The organism is Streptomyces sp. NBC_00846 (assembly GCF_045207325.1).
In the GTDB taxonomy this organism is placed as follows: Bacteria; Actinomycetota; Actinomycetes; order Streptomycetales; family Streptomycetaceae; genus Streptomyces.
Map to the genome: position 1 here is coordinate 6,099,236 of NZ_CP108846.1, position 21,037 is coordinate 6,120,272.

The following is a 21,037-nucleotide window of genomic DNA, read 5'->3' on the forward strand; positions in this document are numbered from 1 at the left end:
GACCTGTCTACTGTCACCAAAGCGCTAGTGTGGTGCTAATAAATGTTTGCTACCTCGGCAAAATGAACAACTCTTGCCATCCGGATGCGCCTTCGTGAACTATGTGCCTGCCGCCGCAGAGGAGCGTCCGCACCACCAGTACAGACAGAAGGGACCACCGTGTCAGACCTGCGACTCGGCGTCATCGGGCTCGGCCTGCGCCGATCCATCGCGATGTCCGCCCACCACCCCGGACAGGGTTCGGCGATCACCGCCGTCTGCGACCTCGACCCCGAGGTGCGGCAGCGTGAGGCCGAGCGGTTCGGCACCGATGTCGCGGTCGAGGACTACAAGCTGCTCCTCGACCGGGACGACCTCGACGCGGTCGTCGTCGCCACCCCGGACGACACCCATGAGCCGATCGCCATCGACGCGCTCCGGGCCGGCAAGGCCGTCTTCGTCGAGAAGCCGCTCGGTATCACCGTCGAGAGCTGCGACAACGTCCTGCGTGCCGCGTACGAGACCGGGACCCGGCTGTACGTCGGACACAACATGCGGCACATGGGTGTCGTGCGGCTGATGCGCGACATCATCGCCCGCGGCGACATCGGCGAGCCCAAGACCGTGTGGGTGCGGCACTTCGTGGGCTACGGCGGTGACTACTACTTCAAGGACTGGCACGCCGACCGGACCCGTACCACCGGTCTGCTGCTCCAGAAGGCCGCCCACGACATCGACGTCCTGCACTGGCTGGCCGGCGGCTACACCCGGCGGGTCAACGCGCTCGGTGACCTCCTCGTCTACGGCGACCTGCCGCGCCGTGAGCCGGACACCCCGCGCCCGGCGAACTGGCTGCGCGAGTTCGACTGGCCGCCGACCGCCCGCAAGGACCTGCACCACATCGTGGACGTCGAGGACGTCTCGGTCATGAACATGCAGCTCGACAACGGCGTCGTGGCCGCCTACCAGCAGTGTCACTTCACCCCGGACTACTGGCGGAACTACACCGTCATCGGCACCGAGGGCCGTCTGGAGAACTTCGGTGACGGCCCCGGTGACGAGGTCAAGGTCTGGAACACCGGCCCGAGCGGGTACCGCGGCGACGCCGACATCACCTACCGGGTGCCGGACGCCGGTGGTTCACACGGTGGCGGCGACACCCGGATCATGGAGGAGTTCTGCCGCTTCGTGCGCGACGGGGGTGTCACCGACACCTCGCCGGTCGCCGCGCGGATGAGCGTCGCCGCCGGTGTGCTCGCCACCCGTTCGCTCCGTGAGGGTGGCGCACCGTACGACGTACCGGCCCTCGATCCTGAGCTCACCGCGTACTTCGAGCGCGGTCAGGTCCGCTAGGAAACCGGCGCGACCGGCGCGACCGGCGCGCAACGTTTCGGAGGCCGTTCGGCGACCTCTCGGCGACCTCCTGGTGACCGTGCGTCCGGCACCGTCACCGGGAGGTATCGGGGCAGCTGTTTTCAGCCATGCTCGGTGGGTAATCGGCTCATTCCGGTTTGATGTCCGCTCGATGGTTGTCCGCCGCGCGGGGTGATGGTTCCAGGTGAATTGACCGAAATCATATGGACGGTGCCGTACGGGGATGCGGGACGCCGGTCTCGTACGGTCACCGAGCTGCCGCCACCGAGGGGTGTGGCCGACGATTTCGCGCCATTAGAAGGTCGTGATGGCCGAGTTTGAACGCGTGGCCGGATCGTGGTCGGCATAATCGCGTCCATGTCGATCATGGGTGGGGACGTCGTTGAACTGGGGCGGGGCCTGTACGCATGGCTCCCGCCGAAGCGGGGCTGGGGGCTGGCCAACTGCGGACTCCTCGTCTCGCCCCGCGGCGCGCTCTGGATCGACACTCCGTACGACACCGTGCTGGCCGGCCAGTTCCTGGCCGAGTCCACGAAGCGGCTGCCCGACGGCGTCTCCATCGACCGGGTGATCGTCACCCATGCGAACGGGGACCACTTCTGGGGTGCGGGCGTGCTGCCGGACGCGGAGATCATCGCGACCCGCGAGGCCCGGGAACATATCCATTACGAGCCCACGCCGAAACAGCAGCACGCGCTGGTCGCCACCGGCGATCCGGCCACCCCGCTCGGGGCCTACCTCGGACGTCACTTCGGCCCCTTCGAGTGGTCCCACACCGAGCCCGTGCAGCCGACCACGTACTTCACCGGGGAGCTCGAACTGACCCTGGGGGAGTACCCGGTCCAGATCTCCGCCCTGCCGTCCGCGCACACCACCGGCGACCTGATCGTCCATCTGCCCGCGCAGCGTGCGGTGTTCAGCGGAGACGTCATCTTCTCGTCCACACCTGCTCAGCCCGGCGATCACCCGGTGCACTGGGCGGGTCCCCTCAGCAATGTGATCGCGGCCTGCGAACGGGTGCTGGCCACCGGCGCCGAGACCGTCGTCCCCGGACACGGACCGGTCCTCGACCGGGCCGGGGTGCGCGATCACATCGTGTACCTGGAGTACGTGCGTGAGCGCGCCCACGCCTTCCACGCCGCCGGGGTCCCGGCCCTTGAGGCTGCCCGCCGGGTCATCGGCGAGGGGCGCTATCCGGAACTCGGTCTTCCCGAGCGGCTGGTGGTGACCATCGGCAGCGAGTACCGGCAGCTCGACGGCTCCGAACTGCCCGGAGTGCTCCAGGTGATGACCGACGTCGCCGTGGTCGCCCAGGAACTGGAGCAGTCCGGTGAGCCCGCGGGCCCCGCAGCCCCCGCGGAGAAGTAGCCGGAGCGGTCCCGTGAGCCGACGGGCCCTGCGGAGAAGCAACCGGACCTTTCGCCGCCGCTTCGGCCGGAAGACCGATCCGACAACAGAAACGCGGTGACGGCATGGGATGGATCGTGGCGGTGATCGCCGTCGCCGCTGCCGTGGCAGCGTCGGTCCGCGCGCAGAACGCGGCCCGCTCGGAGCACCTGGCCCTGGCCCGCGCCGAGCTGGCCGAACGGCAGTCGAAGGCCGCAGAGGCCCGTACCGCCGCCCTCACCGACGAGATCCGGCAGCTGGCCCGCAGGCGGATACCCGCCACCGCGCTCGCCCTCTCCCACCCGACCGCCCGGGTCCCCGGACTGCGGGAGGCGGCCGAGGTCGACGGCGAGGCCGCCCGGCTCCTCACCGAGGCCGTAGAGGCCGCCCGCACGGCGGTCGTCGAGGAGCGCGGGCGCGTCGACGCCGCCGCTCGCGCGGCGATGCGCGGCACCTCCGCCAAGATCCAGTCCCTGCTCAACCAGTCCCAGCAGTTGCTGCACGAGCTCCAGCACGAGTACGACGACCCACGGATCCTGCAACTGGACTTCCGTAACGAACTGGCACTGCGGCGCACCCAGTCCACCGCCGTGCTCTGCGACGCCTGGCCGGGGCTCGCCCGCCAGAACTCGCCGCTCGTCGAGATCGTGCTCGGCGCCCAGTCCCGGGTCGCCGGCTACGAACGGATCAAGGTCGCCAACCACCTGCGCGAGGAACGGCTCGCGCTCGTCGCCCGCGCCGCCGAACCCCTCGCCATCGCGCTCGCCGAACTGCTGGCCAACGCCACCGCCTACTCGCACCCCGACACCGATGTCCAGGTGACCGTCCAGCAGAGCGGTGGCCGTGGCGCGTTCCTGGTCGTCGACGACGCGGGCATCGGCATGGACGACGATGCGCTCGACCGGGCCCGCGCGCTGCTGGCGGGGCCGTCCGAAGTGCTCCTGACCGAGCTGGGCGACCCGCCGCAGACCGGCTTCGCCGTCGTCGGCCGGCTCGTCGTGCAGTACGGCTTCGACTGCCACATCGAGGCTTCGCCGTTCGGCGGAATGCGTACGATCCTGCGCGTCCCCGCCCACCTCCTGACCGTGCTGGAGGAGGACCGCAGCCTGTCCGCCCTCGCCCCGAAACCGGTGCAGGCGCACGCCTCTTCGCCCGCCTCCGCCCCCGGCACTCCGGAGCCCGCCGCCGCACCGCAAACCGCGGGCGGGCACTTTGCCGAGCTGCCCAGCCGACGCCGACGCTCACCCCGGCCGACCCCGGCCCGGTCCGCGTCCGCCGCCACCCGGGACCACAAAGAGGTGTCCCGTACACCCGAACAGGCCGAGGCTTCCTGGGCGGCACTCCAGCAAGGCACCCTCAACGGCAGAGGCGTCGCCGGACGACCGACCGCACCGGCACCGGCCGACCACGAGGCCGACCACGAACACCGCAGCGACCGCAGCGACCGGAACGACCGAGGAGACGACGAGACGTGAGCACCCCCACCCCCACCACCGGTGACCTCGCATGGGTGCTGACCCCGCTGCTGGAGCTGCCCGGAGTCCAGCACGCCGTGGTCGCCACCGGCGACGGCCTCGTCGAGGGCGCCTCGCCCGGCCTGGACCGGGCGTCCGGCGAGCGAGTGGCCGCGATGACCGCCACGCTGCACGCCGCGGCCCGCGCGTTCACCACCGCTTTCACCGACGTCGACGCCCCGAGCCTGGCGCAGACGGTCGTCGAGTCGGACCAGGGCTTCGCCATCGTCGTACCGGCCGGGAACAACACCACGCTCGCCCTGTTCGCGGAACCCGGCGCCAAACTCGGCGACATCGCCTACCAGATGCAGGTGCAGGTCACCGCCCTGACCCGGGCGATGAACGCACCCGCCCGCCAACCGGATGCCCCCGCCCGGCCATGACCTCCGGCCCCGGACGCCGTCTGATCCCCGCCTACCTGGTCACCGGCGGCCGGACCCGGCCCACCGGTCCCGAGCTCGACCGGCTCGCCGTGCTCGTACGCACCGACACGGACCTGCCCCCGGACACCGGCTCGGAACAGCGCAGGCTGTGCGAGCTGCTGGAACCGGGGGCGCTCACCGTCGTCGAATGCGCGGCCCACCTGGACCTGCCGGTCAGCGCCACGGTCTTCCTGGCCACGGACCTCGCGGTCGGCGGACACCTGCACACCCGACCGCCCATCCCCAGCGCCGGGGAGATCGACCGGTCGCTCGTCGAGAGGCTGCTCGTTGGACTCCGCTCCCTTCACTGACCCGGCCGGCATCGGCTACCTGCCGCCCGCCGCCCGGACCCTGATGAAGCTCGTCGTCACGGGGCCCTTCGGCGTGGGCAAGACCACCCTGATTCGTACGCTGTCGGAGATCGCCACGCTCCACACCGAAGAGGCGATGACCCAGTCCAGCACCCGGTTCGACGACACCGCGGGACTGCCGGACAAGACCACGACCACCGTCGCGATCGACTTCGGCCGACTCACCGTCCTCGACGATCTGGTGCTCTATATGTTCGGCACTCCGGGCCAGCAGCGGTTCCTCCCGCTCTGGGACGACATTGCGCGCGGCGCGCTCGGCGCACTCGTCCTGGTCGACACCCGCAGACTCGCCGACTCCTTCGCGGTCATGGACATGGTCGAGGAGCAAGGCCTGCCGTACGCCGTCGCCGTCAACCGTTTCCCCGACGCCCCCGCCCACACCGACGAGGTCCTGCGCAAACACCTTGACCTCGCTCCCGAGACCCCGCTGGTGCAGTGCGACGCCCGGGAACGCCGCGGCAGCATCGACGCGCTGATCGCGCTGGCCGAGCACGTGCTGACCCGAATGCCCCGGCCCGAGGACCCCTCATGACACCGCCCGTACAACCGCCGCAGCCCCTCGCGCTGTACGGCCCGGACTTCGCCGCCGACCCGCAGAGCCACTACCGGAGCCTGCGCGGACATGGCCCCCTCGCCCCCGTCCGGCTCGCCCCGGGCATCGATGCCCTGCTGGTCACCGACTACCAGGCCGCCGTCGACCTGCTGCGCGACACCCATACCTTCACGAAGGACCCGCGCGCCTGGCAGGCCACCGTGCCCGACGACTCGCCGGTCCTGCCGATGCTCGGCTACCGGCCCACCGCGCTCTTCAGCGACGGCGACGTGCACGCCCGCTACCGCGATGCCATCAACGACGGCCTCGCCCTGATCGAGCCGCACGTCCTGCGGGCCGAGGTCGCCCGGGTCGCCCAGCGGCTCATCGGGGAATTCGCCGTCACCGGCAGCGGCGATCTGATCGCCCAGTACGCCCGACGGCTCCCGCTGCACGTCTTCGTCACCTGGTTCGGCGTCCCGCCGGGCGACGGCGAACGCATCGTCAACGGCATCGCCGGCATGTTCAACTCCGCCGAGGACGCCGCCACCGCGTACGCCGATCTCGTCGAGGTCGTCACCGAACTGGTCGCCGACCGGCGTGCCCGGCCGCGCCGAGACCTCACCTCGTACCTCCTCGCCCATCCCGCCGATCTCGACAACGACGAGACTGTGCGTCAGATCACCCTGATCATGAGCGCGGGCCACGATCCGACGACCAATCTGATCGGCAACGCGCTGCTGCACATGCTCACCGACGCGCGCTACGCCGGCTCGCTGCACGGCGGCGCGATGACGGCACACGAGGCGATCGACGAGGTCCTCTGGCAGGACCCGCCGCTGGCCAATCTCTCGGCCCACTACCCGCGCCACGACACGGAGTTCCACGGCGTCCGGCTGCGCGCCGGACAGTTGCTCCTGGTTTCCTACGCCGCGGCCAACACCCAGTCCCCGCCCGGTCTTTCGGACCCCGGCATCCGCTCCGGGGGCAGTGCCCATCTGGCCTGGTCGGCCGGTCCGCACCGGTGCCCGGCGAAGCAGCCGGCGCTGCTCATCGCGATGACCGCGATCGAGCAGCTGACCAGTCAGCTGTGCGACGCGGAACTGGACATTCCGATCAGCGGACTGAGGTGGCGGCAGGGACCCTTCCACCGCGCCCTGGTCCGGCTTCCGGTACGTTTCACCCCCGTCGGCATGACCGCGGAAGCGGACCGGCGTGAAGCCGCCGGGAGCGCGTCGGACGGGCCGTCGGCGGTGTCGATCAGCCCGTGAACCGTGTCGGTGGTACGCCGAACGGGTGAGGGGCGAGAGAATTGCCCGATGAACAGCGAGCGCAGCCGGCGCAACGCCGACCGAAGCACAGACGGGGTGGTCCGGTGAGCAGGTACGACAGGTACGACGTCACGGACGAGCAGTGGGAGGGGCTTGCCCAGGTCGTGCCTCTGCGCAGCCGCAACGAATGGCCGTCCCGGGTGGATCACCGGACGGTCCCCGACGAGAGCGCGAAGGCCGAACAGCGGCGCCTCGTCGTACTGCGGGTCCAGGTCTTCGCGGACGCGCGGGAGGTGGCGGAGTACCTGGTCGCGCAGGTCCCGGTGCTGCTCGACCTGACGGGCGCGGAGACGGATGTGGCCAAGCGCATCCTGGACTTCACCAGCGGAGTCGTCTTCGGGCTCGGCAGCGGAATGCACCGGGTCGACCGGAACGTCTTCCTGCTGTCCCCGGTCGGCATGGAGGTCGAGGGGGTCGCTGCGGCGGGCGTACCCGGTTCGTAGAGCGGGCGTACCCGGTTCGTAGGAGGGCCGCGGGAAGAGCGGTGGCCGGGGTGGTGTGCCGGTGGGTGGTGTGTCGATGGGCCTACCCGTTCGTGGAATGCCGTCCGGTCGGGGTTGCCACGGCGGGCGTAGCCCGATCGTAGGAAGGTCGTTAAGGCGGAACGATTCTCCGCCCTGAAGCCTGCTTACGGTCCGCCCATGACTGCACTCCCCCCGGAAACCACCACCCCTTCGCCACCCGCCGGTACGTCCGTGCCCGATGGTGTCCACGCGGCTACCGGTACGTACGCGACGTCCGTGCCCGACGCCCCCCGCGGCGCCGCGGTTCCGTCCACTCGCCGGGAAGCCGTGTCGCGCTCCGGTGGTCCTGTCCGCTGCGCCGGCCCCGTCGTCACCGAACTGCGGCTGTCCGCCTTCGCCTCGCACCGGGGCGTCACCTTCCCCATCGGTCCCGTCACGCTCTTCGCGGGCCCCGGCGGCAGCGGCAAATCGACTGCCCTGCGGGCGTACGAGGCGCTGGCGCGGCTGGGCAGCGGTGACCCACTCGAAGAGGTGTTCCCCGACCCGGAGGGCTGTGTGCCGGAAGGGGCCGCGGCCGATGCGCAGGGCCGCCGGGGATTCCGGATCGGCTGCACGACGGACGGCCCGGCGGGCCCGGTGCGACTCGACGTCGCCGTCCAGACGGAACCCACCCTCCGCATCGTCGGTGAACGGCTCACCGGCGGCGGCGAGACCCTGCTCACCACCGCGTTGCGCGACCCGGGGCGCTCTTCGGTCCAGGCGGCCTGGTACACCGCGGGCGCGGTCCCGGTGACGCGTGCGCCGCTGCCGGACGACCGGCTCGGAACGGCGCTGCTGCCGCTGCGGGTGGCGGGCACGACCGAGGGGCAGTTACGGGTCCTGGCGGCCGCCGAACAGGTGGTGGTGGCTCTGCGGTCGGTCTTCGCCTGCGAACCGCAGCCCTCGCGGATGCGCGCCCCGGTGCCGACGGGCGACGGCCGGCTGCGCCGGGGCTGCGACAACCTCGCGGCCGTACTGGAGCGTATGTACACGCAGTGCGGCCAACGGCATGCCCGGCTGGTCGCGGCCGCTCACGCAGGATGTGCGGGGCCGGTGACGGAACTCGGCGTGGAGCGGTCGACGGACGGTTTGACGCGCGCGGTGGTCGGGCGCGGCGGGGGACGTTTCTCACCGGTCGGCCGGCTCGGCGACGGCGAGTTGAGGTACCTCGCGCTCGCCCTGGTGCTGCTCACCGGGCCCGGGGTGCTGGCGGTGGATGCGGCGGGCGAGGTGCCGTCGGCCATGCAGACGCTGACCGTGCTGGCCGACGGGCTCGACCGGGACCTGGACGGACGGCAGTTGCGCGAACTGGTGGATCTGGCGGTGGCGATCGGGGCGGCCGGCCATCTCAGGCTGGTGGGCACGGTCACGGAATCGGGTGCGGTGCGGGCCCGGGAGACGCCCGGCGTGACGGTGGTAGACCTGGAGTCGTGACAGAACTTGATGTACGGGCCCTGCAGCAGCGGCTCGCCGCGTTCGCGGCCGCACGGGACTGGGAGCAGTACCACACCCCGAAGAACCTGGCGACGGCACTGAGCGTCGAGGCGTCCGAACTGGTCGAGATCTTCCAGTGGTTGACGCCGGAGCAGTCGGCGCGGGTGATGGAGAGGCCCGAGACGGCGCACCGGGTGGCGGACGAGGTCGCGGATGTCCTCGCGTATCTGCTGCAGTTCTGCGAGGTGTTGGGGATCGACGTGCTGTCGGCGCTGGCGGAGAAGATCGACCGGAACGAGGCCCGGTTCCCGGTACCGGAGACCCCGGACACCTCCGAACCCCGGGATCGTCACTCTTCGGAGTGATCGACTTATGCATAGTCGGCTTCGTGTCCACAGATTTCCGAATTCCTCTGGCTTTTCGGTGCCGACGCCCTCACTGTGGGTAATGGATGAGTTGAGCGGCTTTTCGTACGGACGGGGGTATCGCATGGAAGCGGAGCGGCTTGTAGGAGTCGGCCGACGTGCGCTGGCGCAGAGCCGGGGCACGCCGGACATCATCGCCGAGGCATGGCAGGCCCAGGCGCTCGCCCAGGCGATCGGCAGCCGACTGGCGGCGGACGGGCCCAAGGAGTTACGGGGCGAGGCCCGCGGGCTCAGCGAGATCGGCGGGAGAAGCAGTGGGTCGCTGGACCATCCGGCGGCGCGGGCCGGAGTGGCGCGGGCCGCGCAGCTCTCCGAGCTCGCCGAACCGCGGGCGACGCTGACGGGTCTGGGCATGCTGCTCGGGGAGGTGGGGATGGCCCTGGTCGGGGTGGCCTGCGAGACCGACGAGCAGGGGCTCTACTGGCAGTGCATGGAGGCGATCGACGCTGCCGACGAGTCCTTGGACCGGGTGCACGGAATGCTCCGGCGTCTCGACGAGCAGGAGCGGGAGCGGCAACGGGATGTGGAGCGCGGCCGGGAGCGGGACGGCCCGTACGGCCCGGTCCCCGGACCGGCGGGCTCGGCGGCGGGCCAGTCGTGACCGCACGGCACTTCGACGGTGACCAGTGGCGGCGGTGGTGCCGAGGAGAGAAGAGGTGGTGCCGCGGAGAGAGGAAAGGAGACAGGGAGGGAGACAGGAAAGGAGAGAGGAAGCGAGAGAGGAGGACAGGGAGGAGAGGAGCGATGACCGGCGTCCGGAGGTGCAGGATGGGTGCATGGATCTTCGAATCTTCACCGAGCCCCAGCAAGGGGCCGACTACGACACCCTGCTCACGGTCGCCAAGGCGGCCGAGGACCTCGGCTTCGACGCCTTCTACCGCTCCGACCACTACCTCCGCATGGGGCCGGGCGACGGGCTGCCCGGCCCGACCGACGCCTGGATCACCCTGGCCGGGCTGGCGCGCGAGACCAAGCGGATCCGTCTCGGCACGCTCATGACCGCGGGTACCTTCCGGCTTCCCGGCGTGCTCGCCATCCAGGTCGCGCAGGTCGACCAGATGTCCGGCGGACGCGTCGAGCTCGGCCTCGGCGCGGGCTGGTTCGAGGAGGAGCACAAGGCCTACGGCATTCCGTTCCCCAAGGAGAAGTTCGGCCGGCTGGAGGAGCAGCTGGCCATTGTCACCGGGCTGTGGGCGACCGAGATCGGCAAGACGTTCAGCTTCGACGGCAGGTACTACCAGCTGACGGATTCGCCTGCGCTGCCCAAGCCGGCGCAGGCCAGGATCCCGGTCCTGATCGGCGGTCACGGTGCGACGCGTACACCGCGGCTGGCCGCCCAGTACGCCGACGAGTTCAATATCCCCTTCGCGTCGCTGCAGGACAGCGAGAAGCAGTTCGGCCGGGTCAGGGAAGCGGCAAAGGCGGCCGGCCGCGGACCGGACGACCTGGCGTACTCCAACGCCTTGGTGGTCTGCGTCGGCAAGAACGACGCGGAGGTGGCGCGCCGCGCCTCCGTCATCGGCCGCGACGTGGCGGAGCTGAAGGCGAACGGGCTCGCGGGCTCGCCCGCCGAGGTGGTCGACAAGATCGGCCAATACGCTGCGATCGGGTCGTCCCGGATCTACCTCCAGGTCCTGGATCTGGACGACCTGGACCACCTGGAGCTGATCTCCTCCCAGGTCCGGACCCAGCTCGCCTGAGCCGGAGTCCGGTCCCCGCTCACCGAGCCGGGTCATGGCCCGGCACATGAGGGAGTCACCTGTGCAACCCGTCCGGTCAGCCGATGGCCCGCCCGCCCGCGCCCTCGGGCAGGCCCTCTTGGAAGGGGCGCTCCTGCTCGACGGCGGTCTCTCCAACCAGTTGGAGGCGCAGGGCTGTGACCTGTCCGACGCGCTGTGGTCGGCCCGGCTGCTGGCCGACGGGCCGGGGCAGATCGAGGCGGCGCACACGACCTATGTGCGGGCGGGCGCGCAGGTGCTCATCACGGCCAGTTACCAGGCGACGTTCGAGGGATTCGCGCGACGGGGGATCGGCCGGGCCCGGGCGGCGGAGCTCTTCGCCCGCAGTGTGCGGCTGGCGCGGCGGGCCGCGGGTGGGGTGGCGCGGGAGGTCTGGGTCGCCGGCTCCGTCGGGCCGTACGGGGCGATGCTGGCGGACGGCAGCGAGTACCGGGGCCGCTACGGGCTCTCCGTCCGGGAGCTGGAGCGGTTCCACCGTCCCCGGGTCGAGGCGCTGGCCGCCGCCGGGCCCGACGTGCTGGCGCTGGAGACGGTGCCGGACATCGACGAGGCCGAGGCGTTGCTGCGGGCGGCCGAGGGATGCGGGCTCCCCGTCTGGCTCTCGTACAGCGTGGCGGGGGACCGGACGAGGGCGGGGCAGCCGCTGGAGGCGGCCTTCGCCCTCGCCTCGGAAAACGACCGTGTCCTGGCCGTCGGGGTGAACTGCTGTGACCCGGCGGACGCGGACCGGGCGGTGAGGATGGCGGCGGACGTGGCCCGCAAACCGGTCGTCGTCTATCCGAACAGCGGCGAGCAGTGGGACGCCGGGGGCCGGGCCTGGGCCGGTGACGCCACGTTCGATCCGGGGAGAGTGCGGGTCTGGCAGGAGGCCGGCGCCCGGCTGGTGGGCGGTTGCTGCCGGGTCGGCCCGGACACCATCGCGGAGCTGGCCGGGCTGCTCGGCGGGACGACCGCGGACGAAGGAGGCGAACGGCTGTGAAGGGAAGGCGGGACAACGGTGTCCGGACACAAGGAAATACGCTGGTGGGACGCGTGCGAGCCGGACCATAATCGGATGTGTGTTCCTGACAATCAGCACGACCGGCAATCCGGAACGTCCTGCTACCGACCTCGGCTTCCTGCTGCACAAGCACCCCGAGAAGGCGCAGACGTTCTCCACCGCCCACGGCACCGCGCATGTCTTCTATCCCGAGGCATCCGCCGAGCTCTGCACCGCGGCGCTCCTGCTGGAGGTGGATCCCGTGGCGCTGGTGCGTCGCGGCAGGGGCAAGGGCCGGGGCGGTGCACCCGACGCGGCGCTCGCGCAATATGTCAACGACCGCCCGTACGCGGCGTCCTCGCTGCTTTCCGTCGCGATGAGCACCGTCTTCAAGTCCGCGCTGAACGGGGTGTGCCGCGCACTGCCCGACCGGGTGCAAGCCCCGCTTCCTCTGCGCGTCGAGGTACCCGCACTGCCGGCGCGTGGCGGCGCGGACCTGGTGCGCAAGCTCTTCGGGCCGCTCGGCTGGACGAGCGTGGACGCGGTGTCCGTACCTCTGGACGAACAGTTCCCGGAGTGGGGCGACTCGCGGTACGTCCGGCTGGTGCTGGAGGGCGAGTTGCGCTTGGTGGACGCGTTGCGACAGCTGTATGTCCTGTTGCCGGTGCTCGACGACGCCAAGCACTACTGGGTCGCGCCGGACGAGGTGGACAAGCTGTTGCGGGCCGGCGAGGGCTGGCTGGCCGCCCACCCCGAGCAGAAGCTGATCACCAGCCGCTATCTGTCCCGGCGTTGGGGGCTGACCCGGGAGGCGATGCAGCGGCTCGAACTGGTGCGGCTCGCCGAGTCGGACGACCTCGATGTCGAGAGCATCGACAACGCGGTGGACGAGACGACCGACACCGAGGAGAAGCCGGTGCCGCTCGCCGAGCAGCGGCGCACCGCGATCACCGACGCGCTGCGCGCCGCCGGGGCGAGCCGGGTCCTCGACCTCGGCTGCGGGCAGGGCCAGTTGGTGCAGGCGCTGCTCAAGGACGTGGGCTTCACGGAGATCGTCGGCGTCGATGTCTCCATGCGCGCCCTCACCATCGCCTCGCGGCGGCTGAAGCTGGACCGGATGGGAGAGCGGCAGGCCGGACGCGTCACGCTTCGCCAGGGCTCGCTCACGTACACGGACAAGCAGCTCAAAGGGTATGACGCGGCCGTGCTCAGCGAGGTCATCGAGCACCTCGACCTGCCGAGGCTGCCCGCGCTGGAGTACGCCGTGTTCGGTTCGGCCCGTCCGCGGACGGTGCTCGTGACGACGCCGAACGTCGAGTACAACGTCCGCTGGGAGACCCTCCCGGCCGGGCATGTGCGCCACGGCGACCACCGGTTCGAATGGACCAGGGCCGAGTTCCGGGCCTGGGCCGGTGACGTGGCACAGCGGCACGGATACGAGGTCGGCTTCGTCCCCGTGGGGCCCGACGACCCCGAGGTCGGGCCACCCACACAGATGGCCGTGTTCACCATGACCGCAGCCGATGAGATCGCGAAGCGGAACAGGAACGAGACCGTGAAGGAGGCGAAAGCCGCATGACCAGTACCCCGCGCACCCTGCCGGTGACCGACCTCTCCCTCGTGGTCCTCGTCGGAGCCAGCGGTTCCGGCAAGTCCACCTTCGCCCGTAAGCACTTCGAGCCCACGGAGATCATCTCCTCGGACTTCTGCCGCGGCCTGGTCGCCGACGACGAGAACGACCAGAGCGCCAGCCGTGACGCCTTCGACGTCCTGCACTACATCGCGGGCAAGCGGCTGGCAGCCGGGCGGCTGACCGTCGTGGACGCCACCAACGTCCAGTCCGAGAGCCGCAGGCAGCTGGTCCAACTGGCCAGGAGTCACGACGTGCTGCCCATCGCGATCGTCCTCGACCTGCCCGAAGAGATCTGCGTCGCGCGCAACGCGACCCGCCCCGACCGCGCCGACATGCCGCGCCACGTCATCCAGCGCCACCGCCGGGAACTGCGCCGCTCGCTGCGCGGTCTGGAGCGCGAGGGCTTCCGCAAGGTGCACATCCTGCGCACCGAGGAGGAGGTGGAGCACGCCGAGGTGGTGCTGGAGCGCCGCTACAACGACCTGCGCCACCTCACCGGCCCCTTCGACATCATCGGCGACATCCACGGCTGCCGTTCCGAGTTGGACGCCCTGCTCGGCAAACTCGGCTACGTCGATGGCGTGCATTCCGAGGGGCGCACGGCGGTCTTCGTCGGCGACCTCGTGGACCGCGGCCCCGACAGCCCCGGGGTGCTGCGCCGCGTCATGTCCATGGTGTCGGCGGGCAACGCCCTGTGCGTACCCGGCAACCACGAGAACAAGCTGGGCCGCTACCTCAAGGGCCGCAAGGTCCAGCACACCCATGGACTCGCCGAGACCATTGAGCAGTTGGACCGGGAGGACGAGAAGGACCCGGCCTTCCGCGAGCAGGTGCGGGAGTTCATCGACGGGCTCGTCAGCCACTACGTGCTCGACGGCGGCAAGCTGGTCGTCTGCCACGCCGGACTGCCCGAGAAGTACCACGGGCGCACCTCCGGCCGGGTCCGTTCGCACGCGCTGTACGGGGACACCACCGGCGAGACCGACGAGTTCGGTCTGCCCGTGCGCTATCCCTGGGCGGAGGAATACCGGGGCCGGGCCGCCGTGGTCTACGGCCACACCCCCGTGCCCAACACCTCCTGGATCAACAACACCATCTGCCTGGACACCGGCGCGGTCTTCGGCGGCAAGATGACCGCGCTGCGCTGGCCGGAGCGCGAGCTCGTCGACGTACCGGCCGAGAAGGTCTGGTACGAGCCGGTCAAACCGCTGACCACCGAGGCACCCGGAGGCCGGGAGGGCCGGCCACTGGACCTCGCCGATGTGCAGGGGCGCCGGATCGTGGAGACCCGGCACATGGGGCGCATCTCGGTCCGGGAGGAGAACGCCGCGGCGGCGCTCGAGGTCATGAGCCGGTTCGCCGTCGACCCCCGGCTGCTGGGCTACCTCCCGCCGACCATGGCGCCCACCGCCACCTCGCACGAGGACGGCTATCTGGAGCACCCGGCCGAGGCCTTCGCCCAGTACCGCGCGGACGGTGTCGCGCGGGTCGTGTGCGAGGAGAAGCACATGGGCTCGCGTGCGGTGGCACTGGTCTGCCGGGACGCGAACGCCGCCCGTGAGCGGTTCGGCGTGGGCGGTGCCCCCCGCGCCTCCGATGCCCTCCGCGCCTCCGACGCCCCCGACAGCGAGGGGGGCCCGACAGGGGCGCTGTACACCCGCACGGGGCGGCCGTTCCTCGACGACGTCGCCCTCACCGAGGTGATCCTCGGCAGGCTGCGCACCGCCGTCACCGCCGCCGGACTGTGGGAGGAGTGGGACACCGACTGGGTGCTGCTCGACGCCGAGCTGAAGCCGTGGTCCCTCAAGGCGGCCGGGCTGCTGCGCACGCAGTACGCCGCGGTCGGCGCCGCATCCGGAGCCGTCCTTCCGGAGGCCGAGGCGGCCCTCGCGGCAGCGGCGGCCCGTGGGGTGGACGTGAGCATGCTCGCGGACCGCCAGCGGGGACGGGCCGAGGACGCGGCAGCGTTCACCGAGGCGTACCGCCGCTACTGCTGGAGCACCCAGGGCCTGGACGGAGTGCGGCTCGCCCCGTTCCAGATCCTTGCCGTGCAGGGCCGCTCGCTGGCCGTCGTACCGCACGACGAGCAGCTGGCCTGGCTCGACCGGCTGGTCGAGCACGACCCGACAGGACTGCTCCAGGTCACCCGCCGGCTCGTCGTCGACACCGGTGACGAGGCGTCGGTGCGCTCCGGAATCGACTGGTGGCTGGAGATGACCGGACGCGGCGGCGAAGGCATGGTCGTCAAGCCGCTCGCCGCGCTCGTACGGGACGACAAGGGCAGGCTGGTCCAGCCGGGCATCAAGGTGCGCGGCCGGGAGTACCTCCGGATCATCTACGGCCCCGAGTACACCCGCCCGGAGAACCTGGAGCGGCTGCGCGGCCGGTTCCTCGGCCACAAGCGGTCGTTGGCGCTCCGGGAGTACGCGTTGGGGCTCGAAGCGCTGGACCGGCTGGCCGGCGGGGAGCCGCTGTGGCGGGTGCACGAAGCGGTGTTCGCGGTGCTGGCCCTGGAGTCGGAACCGGTCGACCCGAGGCTGTAGGAGGGGGTGGCAGCGGATCGTCCGTGGGCTCAACGGTGGGATCGACGCAGAGTCCAACGGTGGGATCCACAGAGAGGCAGACCGCGGGATCCACGGAGAGACAGACCGCGGGATCCAGGGAGAGACAGACAGTGGGATCCACGAGAAATCCGCTGGCGATTCACCGGGTGAACGGCGCTTTGCACGGCGAGGATGGAGATATGGGATTCCACGTCGACTCCGAGGCCGGGCGGCTGCGCCGCGTCATCCTGCACCGCCCCGATCTTGAACTGAAGAGGCTCACCCCCAGCAACAAGGACGCGCTCCTGTTCGACGACGTGCTCTGGGTGCGCCGCGCCCGCCAGGAGCACGACGGCTTCGCGGACGTGCTGCGCGACCGCGGGGTGGAGGTGCACCTCTTCGGTGATCTGCTCCGTGAGGCGCTGGACATTCCGGTGGCCAGGCGCCTCGTCCTGGACCGGGTCTTCGAGGAGAAGGAGTACGGCCCGCTCGCCACCGAGCATCTGCGGGCCGCCTTCGAGGAGTTGTCCAGCGCCGACCTGGCCCAGGCGCTGGTCGGCGGGATGACCAAGCGGGAGTTCCTGGACCGGCACAGCGAGCCGACCTCCGTCCGCTTCCACGTCATGGACCTGGACGACTTTCTGCTCGGCCCGCTGCCCAACCATCTCTTCACCCGGGACACCTCGGCGTGGATATACGACGGCGTGTCCATCAACGCGATGCGTTGGCCGGCCCGGCAGCGCGAGACCGTCCACTTCGAGGCGATCTACCGCCACCACCCGCTCTTCACCGGCCCCGAGGCGGGCACCTTCCACCACTGGTCGCAGGGGCAGGACGACTACCCGTCCACCATCGAGGGCGGCGACGTACTGGTCATCGGCCACGGCGCCGTACTCATCGGGATGAGCGAGCGGACCACCCCGCAGGCGGTGGAGATGCTGGCCCGCGGGCTGTTCGACGCCGGTTCGGCGCACACGATCGTGGCCCTCGAGATGCCCAAGCGCCGGGAGTTCATGCACCTCGACACGGTCATGACGATGATCGACGGCGACACCTTCACCAAGTACGCGGGACTGGGCATGCTCCGCTCCTACACCATCGAGCCCGGTGACGGGCCGAGGGATCTGAAGGTCACCGACCATCCGCCCGAGCACATGCACGACGCGATCGCGCACGCCCTGGGCCTGGACTCGATCCGGGTTCTCACGGCCACCCAGGATGTGCACGCCGCGCAGCGCGAGCAGTGGGACGACGGCTGCAATGTGCTGGCCGTCGAGCCGGGTGTCGTCGTCGCGTACGAGCGCAACGCCACCACCAACACCTACCTGCGCAAGGAGGGCATCGAGGTCATAGAGATCCGCGGCAGCGAACTGGGCCGGGGCCGGGGCGGCCCCCGCTGCATGAGCTGCCCCGTGGTGCGCGACCCGGTGTAGTGGCGCGCGGCCCGGACCCGAGAAGAGGCGCCGTATAGCAATGCATGGTGTCGTATAGACTTCCAGAGTCAGTGCAAGTGCGACCCTCGCCCTACCCAGGAGCAGTCCCATGGCCATAGACCTCGCAGGCCGCCACTTCCTCAAGGAGCTGGACTTCACGGCCGAGGAGTTCCGCGGCCTGATCGACCTTGCGGCGGAGCTCAAGTCCGCCAAGAAGTCGGGGACCGAAGTGCAGCGGCTGCGTGGCAAGAACATCGCGCTCATCTTCGAGAAGACCTCGACCCGCACCCGCTGTGCCTTCGAGGTGGCCGCCGCCGACCAGGGCGCGTCCACGACGTATCTCGACCCCTCCGGCTCGCAGATCGGGCACAAGGAGTCGGTGAAGGACACGGCCCGCGTCCTCGGTCGGATGTTCGACGGTATCGAGTACCGGGGTGACAGTCAGGCGGCCGTCGAGGAGCTGGCCACCCATGGCGGCGTTCCGGTCTTCAACGGACTCACCGACGACTGGCACCCGACCCAGATGCTCGCCGACGTCCTCACCATGACCGAGCACAGCGCGAAGCCGCTGGAGCGCATCGCCTTCGCCTACCTCGGCGACGCCCGCTTCAACATGGGCAACTCCTACCTCGTCACCGGCGCGCTGCTGGGCATGGACGTGCGGATCGTCGCGCCGAAGTCGTACTGGCCGGCCCCGGAGATCGTCGCCGAGGCCCGCGCGCTGGCCGCGGCGAGCGGCGCGACGGTCACTCTCACCGAGGACGTCACCGCGGGTGTCGGGGGCGCGGACTTCGTCGCCACCGATGTCTGGGTCTCCATGGGTGAGCCCAAGGAAGTCTGGGCCGAGCGCATCGAGGCTCTCGGGCCGTATGCCGTGACCATGGACGTCCTGCGCGCCACCGGCAACGCCGACGTGAAGTTCCTGCACTGCCTCCCGGCCTACCACGACCTCGGCACCAAGGTCGGACGGGAGATCGAGGCCACCCACGGGCTGACGGAGCTGGAAGTCACCGACGAGGTCTTCGAGTCCGCGCACTCGGTCGTATTCGACGAGGCCGAGAACCGGATGCACACGATCAAGGCCGTTCTGGTGGCGACCCTGGCGGCCACGCGCTGAGTACTGCATGAACATGCATCCAATTGGGTGAACATGCGCGAAGGTGACTATTATGTTGCCTCTTGGTGGGGTTCGAGCTCGCACGCTCGAACCCCATTTTCGTGCCGCCCCACGCGCCCGAGCCCTGGGCCCCGAGTTCTGAGCCCGGAGCCCGGAGCCGGAGCCCCCCACAGGCCCCGGGGCGCACATCCCCCACATGCTCCACCAGAGAAGAGAACATCCCCGTGAGTCCGCTGCGCCCACCGAGCCCCACGCGTCCGTCCGGGCCACGCATCAAGAACCCGCACCAGCTGATCGCCGAGTCCGGCGCGGACCTGGAGGGGCACGGCCTCAGACGCTCCATGGGCCTCTTCCAGCTGGTGTGCTTCGGTGTCGGCGCCGTTGTCGGCACCGGTATCTTCGTCGGTCTCTCCGACAGCGTCGCCGAGGCCGGCCCCGCCGTCGTGCTGTCCTTCGTGCTCGCGGCGATCACCTGCATCTTCACCGCGTTCTCCTTCGCCGAGCTGGGCAGCGCGATCCCGGTCTCCGGCAGCTCGTACTCCTTCGCCTACGCGACGCTCGGCGAGCGCATCGCGTTCCTCGTCGGCTGGTGTCTGCTGCTGGAGTACGGCGTCTCGGTCTCCGCGGTCGCCGTCGGCTGGAGCCAGTACGTCAACGAGCTGCTGAGCAGCCTGTTCGGTCTGCAGCTGCCCGCCGCTCTCTCGGCGGGGCCCGGCGACGGCGGAGTGATCAATCTGCCCGCCGTCCTGGTGATCCTGATGGCCGCCACCCTGCTGGTGCGCGGCGTCCGGGAGAGCGCGGGAGCCACCACCGCGATGGCGGTCCTCAAGATCACCGTCCTGATCATGTTCTGCGTCATCGCCTTCACGGCCTTCCAGCACGGGAACCTCACGCCGTTCGTCGCTCACGGAGCGGGCGGGGTCACCGCCGGTGCGTCGCTGGCGTTCTTCTCGTACATCGGCTTCGACGCCATCACCACCGCGGGCGAAGAGGTCAGGAACCCGCGGCGGAACATCCCGATCGCGATCATGATCTGCATCGGCCTGGTCACGCTGCTCTACTGCGCCGTCGCGCTCGCCGCCATCGGAGCCCTCGGCCCGGAGGCCGTTGCCCACCGGCCGGCCGCGCTCTCGATCGTCGTCGACCAGGTCACCGACTCGAACATCGGAGGCGGGATCATCGCCTTCGGCGCGGTCGTCGCGATCGCGTCCGTCGTGCTCGCGGTGATGTACGGGCAGACCCGCATCCTGATGTCGATGTCCCGCGACGGCCTGATCCCCCGGGTCTTCGAGCGAGTCTCGCCGCGGACGGCGACGCCGGTCGCCAACACCTGGATCGTGGCGGTCGTCTTCGCGGTACCGGCAGCCTTCTCCTCGCTCGATGTGGTGGTGAATCTGACGACCATCGGCGCACTGGCCACCATGGTCGCGGTGAACATCGCGGTGATCGTGCTGCGCCGCCGCAACCCCGAGGTCAGGGGCTCGTTCCGGGTGCCGCTCTACCCGCTGAGCCCGGTCCTGGGCGTCGGATTCTGCCTGTATCTGATGTACGGGACGGGCTGGGCGACCTGGGTGCAGTTCGCCGTCTTCCTGCTCGTCGGCGCGGCGGTCTACGCCTTCTACGGCCGCAGCCGCTCCCGGCTGGCCGCTGCCGACGCGGGGTGATCAGGGGGACCGGGGCGGCGCGGGGTCGGCGGGTAAGTTCCGCGGCGTACGGGACGGCAGGGTGAACCAGACCGCCTTGCCGTGCTCCGTCGTGCGGTGACCGCAGGACGAGCTGAGCGTACGGATCAGCAGCAGCCCCCGGCCGTGCTCCTGCCACGGGTCCGGCTCGCTGCCGGGCCTCGGATGGGAGAGATCACCCGGCGGGGCGGGGTCGCGGTCGTGCACCTCCACCTGGCAGCCGGTCGGCAGCAGCTCCACCACCAGCTCGATCGGCTCCGCCCCGCCGGTGTGCTCCACCGCATTGGTGACCAGCTCGGCGGTGAGGAGCTCGGCGGTGTCCGAATCGGCCGGAGCGTCGATCTCCGCCAGCGCCGTACGGATCAGGGCGCGGGCGACCGGTACGGCCACCGTCGAGTGCGGCAGGGCGATCCGCCAGGAGGCAGGGACGGGGGCATCGGGGAGCACGGCAGGGTTTCCGTTCCGTAGTCGGTCGAGTTTCCAGGCGTCGGTGGAGTTTCCGGGGTCGGTCGGAGGGCTTTCTGGACGTCAACACGTCTTCGGTTCAACCTTTACGAAGTGCAATGAGTTCGGACCAGGGTCTGCCGACCGGCATGAAGGGGACGTTCGGCACTGCATTCTCACGCTCCGCATATCGCGT

General features: G+C 70.5%; 19 protein-coding genes. 18 read left to right on the forward strand and 1 reads right to left on the reverse strand.

Annotation, left to right across the window (positions count from 1 at the left end; all coding sequences use genetic code 11):
* Positions 1-159: 159 nt before the first annotated feature.
* The 18 genes from OG936_RS28070 to OG936_RS28155 all read left to right on the forward strand — a co-directional run bounded on the left by OG936_RS28070 (position 160) and on the right by OG936_RS28155 (position 20,379).
* Entirely contained in the window at positions 160-1,332 is a 1,173-nt protein-coding gene (locus OG936_RS28070) for a Gfo/Idh/MocA family protein (protein WP_406498393.1), read from the forward strand.
* A gap of 378 nt (positions 1,333-1,710) precedes the next feature.
* Complete coding sequence (locus OG936_RS28075; RefSeq protein WP_383760652.1) at positions 1,711-2,721, forward strand: MBL fold metallo-hydrolase; 1,011 nt, start codon at positions 1,711-1,713, stop codon at positions 2,719-2,721.
* Positions 2,722-2,825: 104 nt separating this feature from the next.
* The gene (locus OG936_RS28080) at positions 2,826-4,214 is read left to right on the forward strand and encodes an ATP-binding protein (RefSeq protein ID WP_406498395.1); all 1,389 of its coding nucleotides are present in this window, start codon (positions 2,826-2,828) and stop codon (positions 4,212-4,214) included.
* Positions 4,211-4,636: a roadblock/LC7 domain-containing protein gene (locus OG936_RS28085; protein WP_266749265.1), complete on the forward strand. Its 426-nt coding sequence runs from the start codon at positions 4,211-4,213 to the stop codon at positions 4,634-4,636. Before OG936_RS28080 ends, OG936_RS28085 begins: the two co-directional genes overlap by 4 nt.
* Positions 4,633-4,986: a DUF742 domain-containing protein gene (locus OG936_RS28090; RefSeq protein WP_406498397.1), complete on the forward strand. Its 354-nt coding sequence runs from the start codon at positions 4,633-4,635 to the stop codon at positions 4,984-4,986. The genes OG936_RS28085 and OG936_RS28090 overlap by 4 nt, the downstream gene beginning before the upstream one ends.
* Positions 4,964-5,578, forward strand: a complete 615-nt coding sequence (locus tag OG936_RS28095; protein WP_406498399.1) for a GTP-binding protein — start codon at positions 4,964-4,966, stop codon at positions 5,576-5,578. The genes OG936_RS28090 and OG936_RS28095 overlap by 23 nt, the downstream gene beginning before the upstream one ends.
* Positions 5,575-6,849, forward strand: a complete 1,275-nt coding sequence (locus OG936_RS28100; protein WP_406498401.1) for a cytochrome P450 — start codon at positions 5,575-5,577, stop codon at positions 6,847-6,849. Before OG936_RS28095 ends, OG936_RS28100 begins: the two co-directional genes overlap by 4 nt.
* A 104-nt stretch (positions 6,850-6,953) precedes the next feature.
* Positions 6,954-7,352: a cell division protein SepF gene (locus OG936_RS28105; protein WP_383760643.1), complete on the forward strand. Its 399-nt coding sequence runs from the start codon at positions 6,954-6,956 to the stop codon at positions 7,350-7,352.
* Between the two features lie 198 nt (positions 7,353-7,550).
* Positions 7,551-8,846: an AAA family ATPase gene (locus OG936_RS28110; protein ID WP_406498402.1), complete on the forward strand. Its 1,296-nt coding sequence runs from the start codon at positions 7,551-7,553 to the stop codon at positions 8,844-8,846.
* Entirely contained in the window at positions 8,843-9,211 is a 369-nt protein-coding gene (locus OG936_RS28115; RefSeq protein WP_406498404.1) for a nucleotide pyrophosphohydrolase, read from the forward strand. Before OG936_RS28110 ends, OG936_RS28115 begins: the two co-directional genes overlap by 4 nt.
* 124 nt (positions 9,212-9,335) lie before the next feature.
* Positions 9,336-9,872: a DUF6099 family protein gene (locus OG936_RS28120; protein WP_406498406.1), complete on the forward strand. Its 537-nt coding sequence runs from the start codon at positions 9,336-9,338 to the stop codon at positions 9,870-9,872.
* 175 nt (positions 9,873-10,047) lie between these two features.
* Positions 10,048-10,971: an LLM class F420-dependent oxidoreductase gene (locus tag OG936_RS28125; protein WP_406498407.1), complete on the forward strand. Its 924-nt coding sequence runs from the start codon at positions 10,048-10,050 to the stop codon at positions 10,969-10,971.
* Positions 10,972-11,032: 61 nt separating this feature from the next.
* Positions 11,033-11,989 carry a homocysteine S-methyltransferase gene (mmuM, locus tag OG936_RS28130; protein WP_406498409.1) on the forward strand — a complete coding sequence of 319 codons (957 nt, stop codon included), beginning with the start codon at positions 11,033-11,035 and terminating at the stop codon, positions 11,987-11,989.
* A gap of 79 nt (positions 11,990-12,068) precedes the next feature.
* Positions 12,069-13,568: a 3' terminal RNA ribose 2'-O-methyltransferase Hen1 gene (locus OG936_RS28135; RefSeq protein WP_406498411.1), complete on the forward strand. Its 1,500-nt coding sequence runs from the start codon at positions 12,069-12,071 to the stop codon at positions 13,566-13,568.
* Positions 13,565-16,165: a polynucleotide kinase-phosphatase gene (locus OG936_RS28140; RefSeq protein WP_406498413.1), complete on the forward strand. Its 2,601-nt coding sequence runs from the start codon at positions 13,565-13,567 to the stop codon at positions 16,163-16,165. The genes OG936_RS28135 and OG936_RS28140 overlap by 4 nt, the downstream gene beginning before the upstream one ends.
* 200 nt (positions 16,166-16,365) lie before the next feature.
* Complete coding sequence (locus OG936_RS28145) at positions 16,366-17,598, forward strand: arginine deiminase (protein ID WP_383760627.1); 1,233 nt, start codon at positions 16,366-16,368, stop codon at positions 17,596-17,598.
* 109 nt (positions 17,599-17,707) lie between these two features.
* Positions 17,708-18,715 (forward strand): ornithine carbamoyltransferase, encoded by a 1,008-nt coding sequence (gene argF, locus OG936_RS28150; protein WP_406498416.1) that lies wholly within the window; start codon positions 17,708-17,710, stop codon positions 18,713-18,715.
* Between the two features lie 224 nt (positions 18,716-18,939).
* A complete protein-coding gene (locus tag OG936_RS28155; RefSeq protein ID WP_406498418.1) occupies positions 18,940-20,379 on the forward strand; it encodes an amino acid permease in 1,440 nt (479 codons plus the stop codon).
* Here OG936_RS28155 and OG936_RS28160 read toward each other — a convergent pair whose 3' ends face one another.
* Positions 20,380-20,844 (reverse strand): ATP-binding protein, encoded by a 465-nt coding sequence (locus OG936_RS28160; RefSeq protein ID WP_406498420.1) that lies wholly within the window; start codon positions 20,842-20,844, stop codon positions 20,380-20,382.
* Between the last annotated feature and the right edge of the window lie 193 nt (positions 20,845-21,037).